The sequence below is a fragment of the Halorubrum sp. SD690R genome (assembly GCF_005435035.1).
Lineage (GTDB): Archaea > Halobacteriota > Halobacteria > Halobacteriales > Haloferacaceae > Halorubrum > Halorubrum ezzemoulense.
This window is the reverse complement of the sequence record NZ_SGTV01000004.1, coordinates 155,831-162,725: the sequence shown is the minus strand read 5'-3', so window position 1 is coordinate 162,725 and position 6,895 is coordinate 155,831. Positions and strand designations below refer to the sequence as shown.

General features: G+C 71.7%; 8 protein-coding genes. 5 read left to right on the top strand and 3 right to left on the bottom strand.

From position 1 onward, the window contains the following. Positions 1–42 precede the first annotated feature (42 nt). On the bottom strand, positions 43–645 hold the full coding sequence (locus EXE41_RS04305; RefSeq protein WP_094582781.1) for a TIGR04206 family protein: 603 nt from the start codon (positions 643–645) through the stop codon (positions 43–45). Positions 646–778: 133 nt separating this feature from the next. Here EXE41_RS04305 and EXE41_RS04300 point away from each other — a divergent pair, with 133 nt between their 5' ends. The 3 genes from EXE41_RS04300 to EXE41_RS04290 are packed head-to-tail and all read left to right on the top strand — an operon-like array spanning position 779 to position 3,976. Continuing rightward, complete coding sequence (locus tag EXE41_RS04300) at positions 779–1,546, top strand: hypothetical protein (RefSeq protein WP_049929691.1); 768 nt, start codon at positions 779–781, stop codon at positions 1,544–1,546. Positions 1,547–1,577: 31 nt separating this feature from the next. After that, the gene (locus EXE41_RS04295) at positions 1,578–2,666 is read left to right on the top strand and encodes a M48 family metalloprotease (protein WP_137690369.1); all 1,089 of its coding nucleotides are present in this window, start codon (positions 1,578–1,580) and stop codon (positions 2,664–2,666) included. Next, positions 2,663–3,976: a hypothetical protein gene (locus EXE41_RS04290; RefSeq protein ID WP_137690368.1), complete on the top strand. Its 1,314-nt coding sequence runs from the start codon at positions 2,663–2,665 to the stop codon at positions 3,974–3,976. The genes EXE41_RS04295 and EXE41_RS04290 overlap by 4 nt, the downstream gene beginning before the upstream one ends. 27 nt (positions 3,977–4,003) lie before the next feature. Here the strand turns inward: EXE41_RS04290 and EXE41_RS04285 are convergent, their stop codons facing one another. Further along, positions 4,004–4,267: a hypothetical protein gene (locus EXE41_RS04285; RefSeq protein WP_086215927.1), complete on the bottom strand. Its 264-nt coding sequence runs from the start codon at positions 4,265–4,267 to the stop codon at positions 4,004–4,006. A 160-nt stretch (positions 4,268–4,427) separates the two neighbouring features. Next, the gene (locus EXE41_RS04280; protein ID WP_049929693.1) at positions 4,428–5,771 is read right to left on the bottom strand and encodes an alkaline phosphatase family protein; all 1,344 of its coding nucleotides are present in this window, start codon (positions 5,769–5,771) and stop codon (positions 4,428–4,430) included. Here EXE41_RS04280 and EXE41_RS19020 point away from each other — a divergent pair. Next, positions 5,770–5,910, top strand: a complete 141-nt coding sequence (locus tag EXE41_RS19020; protein WP_158093604.1) for a hypothetical protein — start codon at positions 5,770–5,772, stop codon at positions 5,908–5,910. The genes EXE41_RS04280 and EXE41_RS19020 overlap by 2 nt on opposite strands. After that, positions 5,907–6,878, top strand: a complete 972-nt coding sequence (locus EXE41_RS04275; RefSeq protein WP_086215956.1) for a phosphoadenosine phosphosulfate reductase family protein — start codon at positions 5,907–5,909, stop codon at positions 6,876–6,878. The genes EXE41_RS19020 and EXE41_RS04275 overlap by 4 nt, the downstream gene beginning before the upstream one ends. Positions 6,879–6,895 lie beyond the last annotated feature (17 nt).

The following is a 6,895-nucleotide window of genomic DNA, read 5'->3' as shown; positions in this document are numbered from 1 at the left end:
GGGCGGGGACGGCGGGAGGGCGGGGCGGGTTCCGGCGGCCGCTCAGCGAGTCGCTATCCCGGCGAGGTCGCGCCCGTAGGCCCCGAGGGCGACGAGGAGCGCCGCGACCGCGCCCGCGGGGATGACCGAGAGCCAGCCAGCGGTCGACCCGACGCCGAAGCGCACGCCCAGCCCCGCGGCGACCCACAGCGTCGCGGCCGCGGCGAACACGAGCAGGCCGCCGGTGACCCGCCGGTCCTCGCGACCGAGCGCGACTCCGCCCGTGGCGCTCCCGAGCGCGAGCAGGTGGAACCCGACGGCGAGCGGCCACGCGCGGATCGACGGAGGGAGCGTCGCGAACGGCCGCGGCTGGTCGAGGAAGTACGACCACACCGGGTACCCGCCGATCCCGCCGTCGGCGCCGAGCGTCACGAATCCCCAGAGGCTCACCAGCGTCGCGGTCCCGTCGCCGCCGGGCACGACCGCCATCGGGACCGCGAGCAACGCGGCGGCGAGGAGCCATTCGACGCGCCCGCTGGTCGACGGGCCGTCCGACTTCGACGCGGGTCGGGGCCTCGATTCCGCCTCCGGCCGTGCGGTCGATTCGGCCGGCGACTGCGACCCCGACCCTGCCCCCGACCCCGAAGCGCCGTCCGGTCTCTCCATGCGAGCGGTTCGACGCCCGGAAGTAAGTATGGTCGGGGCGTCGGGGCGGCGGTGCGTCGGGTCGGCGGTGCGTCGGCGCCGCCGCGCGAGCGGTCCCCGTCAAGCGTAACTCATCGCCGCCCGTAAGCAGGGTGTGAACACTGACGACGGCGGCCACCACGACGCGGCGGTCGACGCGCTGGCGGCGCGAGCGTACGAGCGGGCGGGCGACCGCTACACCCGCGGGGGGCGACGCGTGCTGGCCGACCCGCGGCCGGAGGTCGACCCCTTCGAGCCCGACGAGAAGGGGTGGATCGGACAGGGGCTCCAACAGCTGCTCGCCGCGGCGGTCGCGTACCGCGTCGCGGGCGCCGACGGTCGCGCGACCCAGCGCGCGGTCGAGGGGATCGCCGCGAGCCGCGACTTCGGACGCGTCCTCGACGAGCCGGGGCAGGGGGCCTGCCTGAGCGAGTTCGTCGCAGACTTCCGGGTCGCCGGCGGGCTGGGCGGCGCCGACGACGCGTACGACGACGCGGCGGCGCGCTACGAGGCGGCGGGCGACGGCGTCGACGCGCCGCAGGCGCTCGCGACGACGCCGCTCTTCGAGGCCGCGGCCGCGACGATCAAGCAGGTCGCGCGGGGGCAGGCGGACGGCGAGATCGCGATCAAGTGGGAGGACCTCCACGGCGCCGACCCCGACCGCCCGGGCGATTTCCTCGCGCACCGCGCCCGATTCAAGAAGCAGCGGTTCCGCGGCCTGATCGAGCGCGCGGTTGATGACGGCCACCTCGCCGCGCCCCGAGGGACGACCGAGTACAACAACGACGGGAACCGCTGTCCGAACTGCGGGTCGACCCACGTGAACTGGGCCGGCACCGGGATCCTCTGTCTGCGGTGTTCGACGCCGACCGAGAGCATTTAACGGTCAGAGTCGAACCGGCCGATCGACACCGATGTCGCCCTCCATTCCCTCGTTCGGGAGCGACGAGCGGTCGCCGCCCCGGGGCGCTCCCGGCTCCGGCGCGCTCGGCGCTGACCGCGGGCTCTGGATCCGGATGCTCGTCGCGACCACGCTGGTGGTCGCGCTCCCGTTCGCGTTCGTATACGCGTTCGTCTTCCTGATCAACGCGGTCGGCCTCCCACTCTTGGAGTGGGCGAACGAGCGCCCCTACACCGGCGAGGTGTACGTCAACCCCGTCTTCCTCGCGGTCGTCGTCCTCGGCGGGCTAGCGGTCCAGTACCGCTACGGGCCGCGGACCGTGCTCCGGTCGGTCGGCGCGCGGCGCGTCTCGGCAGACGAGTACCCGGAACTCCACGCCGCGGTGACGCGGCTGGCCGCGCAGGCCGACGTGCCCGGTCCCGATGTCGCCGTCAAACACACCGAAATCCCGAACGCGTTCGCGGTCGGGACCCCCGGCGACGGCACCGTCGTCGTCACGACCGGGCTGCTCGACCGGCTCGGCGACGAAGAGCTGGAGGCCGTGCTCGCCCACGAGCTGTCGCACCTCGCCAACCGGGACGCGAGCCTGATGACCGTCGCGTGGGTGTTGCCGACCGTCACCTACTACCTCGCCGTCCTCGCCTCCTACGTCCTCTACGGACTGGTCAGGTTCCTCGGGGCCGGTGGCGGGGGCGGCGGGAACCGCGACGGCCGCGGGCTGCTGGTCGGTCTCGTCGTGATCACGGTCAGCGCCGTCGCGACACTCAGCGTCTCCGCGATGTTCTGGTTCGGGAGCGTGCTGATCCACCGCGTGCTCTCGCGGTACCGCGAGTACGCGGCCGACCGCGGGGCCGCGGAGATCACCGGCTCCCCCGCCGCGCTGGCGAGCGCGCTCCGGACCGTCGACGAGGCGATGCCCGAGATGCCCGACGAGGACCTCCGCGAGCTGGACGGCGGCGCGGAGGCGCTGTACCTCGCACCCTTGGAGGCCCGCGCGTTCGGTGACAGGGAGCTGGTGAGCACGGACGTGTTCCCCGAGACGCACCCCCCGACCCGAGAGCGGGTCGCGCGGCTCCGCGAACTGGCGGGTGAACCGGCGTGACGGGCGACGGGGTTCCCTCGCCGACGCCGACCCGCCGCCGCCTGCTCGCGGGGGTGGGGACCGCGCTCGCGGCGGCGACCGCCGGCTGCGGCTACGTTCCCGGCGGCGGCGACCTCGCGTGGGAGGAGTCGATCCGAACCGGCGGCCTCGCGTTCGCCGACGAGCGGTTCCACCTCCCGGCGGGTGACCGACTGGTCACGGTCACGAACCAGTCCGGGCGCACGTACGACTTCGAGGACGAGGTCTGGCGCGAGGTCTCGAACGCGGCCGTCTCCGTCCTTACCTCCGAGGGGACCGTCGAGACGGTCGACGAGACGGCCCGACAGGTCGCGGGCGCGCCCGCCGTCGCCGACGACGCCGTCTTCCTCCCGCTTGAGGGCGCGCGGCTGACGGCGATCGACCTGCCTGACGCCGGGTCGGTCGCGGGCGGGTCGTCGGCCGACCCAGTCCGGTGGCAGGTCGATATCGGGTCCCGCCTCGCGAGCGAGTCCGGCGGCGACGAAAAGTCGACCGACGGGAGAGACGAGACCGGGCCGTCCCTCCGAGCCGTCCGCGCGAGCGACGTGCTCGCCGTCGCGGTGGGGACGCGGGGGATCGCGGCGGTCGACGCCGAGACCGGCGATCCCCTGTTCGCGGTTCCGGACCTGTGGGCCGGCGCGGACGGTGCCGGGGGACCGGGGGACGCGGCGCAGCGCGTCGCGGTCGACGCCGAGACCGCGTGGGCGTTCGCGCCCGGAGCTGCCTCGTCCGCGGCAGGCGGGACGAGACCGGCGATCGTCGGCTTCAACCGGCGCGGCGATCGGCGCGGCGAGCGCACGGTCGACGCCGCGACCGAGTGGCTCGTCGCCCTCGACGGGACTGCGGTCGCGGCCGCTCCGGGTGAGTCGTTGGTCGGGTACGACGGTGGCCTCGACCGGCGGTTCGCGCTCGACGTCTCCGCCCCGGAGCGGCGCCCGTCCGGGGTCGCGGCGACCGAGGGGCGCCTCTACTGCGCGCGCGGGAGGACACTGACCGCAGTCGACATCGCCGCCGGCGAGATCGCGTTCGAGCGGTCGGACCTCCCGTCCGACCACCTCGCGGTCGACGCGACGGGAGCGTACGTCGCGGAGAACTCGGGCGGATTCAACGATCCCACCCGGGGGCGCATGGTCGCGCTCGGTTCCGGCGGGTCCATGCGGTGGGAGGCGCCGTTTCCCGACGAGATCGAACCGCGGGCCCTGTTCGCCATCGGCGGCCGACTGGTCGCCGTCGAGCGCGAGAACGCGTACGCGTTCCGCGCGGCCCCGGGCGAGCGCTGGTCGCCGCTGTGAGGACTGTGAGTTCGGGGCGTCGTCCGGCTACGCGGTGAGCGCGTCGAGCACATCCGGCACGTTGAACGTCGCGTTGGGCTGCCGTAGTCGGTCGATCGGAACCCACCGCGAGACGTGTTCGGTCCCTCGCTCCGGTTCAACGAGCGCGAACGAATCGCCGCAATACGGCCATTCCTCAGCGATTCGACCCTCGTAGACGCGCCACACCTCGTGGGCAGGCTCCCCGCCGCGCTCGAAGACGCGCTCGAAGGTACCGACCGCCGTCGGGTCGAGCGGCTCCACGCCGAGCATCTCGTCGAACTCGCGGACGACCCCCTCGCGGCTGTGTTCGTCGAACGGCGCCGAGCGCGACGAAGCGAACGCCGTCGGTCATCACACGCGATACGCCGTCCGCCCGGAGGGTGACCGTGTCGGATACGCCCGCCGCGGGACGGCGGCGTCGGCGAGGTCGCTACGACAGCAGGCTCTCGCCGTCGAACTCGGCGTCGGCGTCGACGTCGAGCAGGTCGAGCACCGTCGGCGTCACGTCGAAGAGGTTCGCGTCGGCCAGGTCGAGGTCTGGATCGGTCGCGTACAGCAGCGAGTTCTCGAACTTGTGCATCCCGTTGCGCGGTCCCTCGGTGAACACCGCCTCCTTGCCGGAGAAGCCCGACTTGAGGTCGAACCCGTCCGCGGGGATGACGACCAGGTCGGGGGCGATGTCGTCGTGGGCGCCGTCGAAGGCGTCCTCGCCTTTCACGATCCGCTTACACACCTGTCGGCCGTCGGGGCCGGTGAGCGATTCGAGGTCGTCGATGAGCTCCTCGCGCGTCGCCTCGTACTCGTCCTCGGGCACGACGCCGTTCGGCTCGCGGCCCTCCACGTTGAGGTAGAAGCGCCCGGGAATGAGCGAGTACGCGCGCGCCTCGTCGTCGATATCGGTCAGCGAATCGTGGTCGTCGTCCTCGTATGAGAGCCACCCCTCGTCGGCGAGGAACTGGTTACAGTTCACCTCCCACTCCAGCCGAGTGAAGCCGTGGTCGGAGGCGACGACCAGGGTGGTGTCGTCGTCGAGCGAGTCGCGGATCGCGCCGATGTACTCGTCGAGCGTGCGGTAGAACTCGAGGAACTCCTCGGCGTACTCGCCGTCCGTCGCGTAGTCGCCGAAGAGGAAGTGGTTCACGCGGTCGGTGCTCATGAACACGCCGAAGAAGAGGTCCCAGTCGTCCTCGGCGAGGTAGTGGTCGAACGCCTCGTACCGGGCGTCGAGGGTCGCGTGCGCGTCTTCGATGAACTCCGTCTTGTCGTCGTCGTGGCCGAGCTTGGCGTTGACGTCGATCTTGTAGTCGAAGCCGTCGAGCGTCTCGCGGAGCGACTCGTCGCTCGTAGCCGACTCGAGGTCGGGCGAGAGGAAGCCGGAGGCCATCCGCTGGATCCGCGTCGAGGGCGGGAAGGTGACCGGGACGTTGAGGACGGTCGCGTCGCGCCCGGCGTCGGTGACGCGGTCCCACAGCCGGGTCGCCTGTACGTGGCGCCCGAGCGGGACGTACGTCTCGTAGGAGTCGACCTCGCGGTCTTGGAAGCCGTACACGCCCGTTTCGCCGGGGTTCACGCCGGTCGTGAGGCTCGGCCAGCAGGCGCTCGACTCCGGCGGCACGATGCTCTCCAACCGCCCGCCGGAGCCGGTCTCGGCGATGTCGGTCAGGTTCTCGAAGACTTCCGGGTGGTCCTCGACGAGGTCGAGCGGTACGCCGTCGATGCCGAGGAAGACGACGCGGTCGTCGTCCTCGCCGCGGAGCCGGTCGAACAGACCCATGACCGACGATTCCGGGGCGGTCGGCATATCCCTTGTGTTCCGCGAGGGCGCGGCGACGACGGCCCGGCAACGGACCGGCGGCCCCCGGTCGCGATTCAGAAGGCCTATTTCCTTTCGCGGCGACATCTCGGGCGTATGAGCGACGACTTCCCGGCGAGCGTCGACGTCGATTACGCCGACGGCGAGGGGGAGACCCCCGACGACTACCCGTCGATCCAGCACAAAATCGAGAAGGCGGTCGAGGTCACGCGCCGCGGGCTCGAACAGTACGACAACCCCGCCGTGATGTGGACGGGCGGGAAAGACTCCACGCTGACGCTGTACTTCATCAATCAGGTGGCCGAGGAGTACGGCTACGAGAAGCCGACGGCCGTGTTCATCGACCACTTCCAGCACTTCGACTCGATCACCGACTTCGTCGAGCACTGGGCGGACGAGTGGGAGATCGACCTCGTGTACGCCCGCAACGACGACGTGGGCGCGTACGTCGAGGAACACGGCCTCGAACCCGGCGACGACATCCCCGTCGACGCGCTCTCGGAGCACAACCAGCACCACATCCGGGAGATCCTCGAGTTCGAGGAGGACACGTTCCCGTTCCTGCTCGACACCTACGTCGGCAACCACCTGCTGAAGACGGTCGCGCTCAACGACGCCCTCGAGGAGTACCACATCGACGGCGTCATCTCCGGCGTCCGCTGGGACGAGCAGGAGGCCCGCGCCGACGAGACGTTCTTCTCGCCGCGCCACGACCCCGACCTGTTCCCGCCGCACGACCGCATCCAGCCTATCCTCCAGTTCGCCGAGGCCGACGTGTGGGACGCCTTCTGGAACTTCGTCGTCCCCGACACCGTCGAGGCGTTCCCCGACGAGGGGTACATCCCGCAGGCCGACGACGACCTGCCGGAGGGTGTCACGCAGGAGGACATCCCGATCTCGCCGAAGTACTTCGCCGGGTTCCGCTCGCTCGGCAGCGAGGTCTCGACCGAGAAGACGACCGAGGAGCCCGCCTGGCTCCAGAACCTCGAAGGCACGACCGAGCGCGCCGGCCGCGCCCAGGACAAGGAGGACCTGATGGAGCGCCTGCGCGACCTCGGCTACATGTAATCGACGGGCGGGAGCGG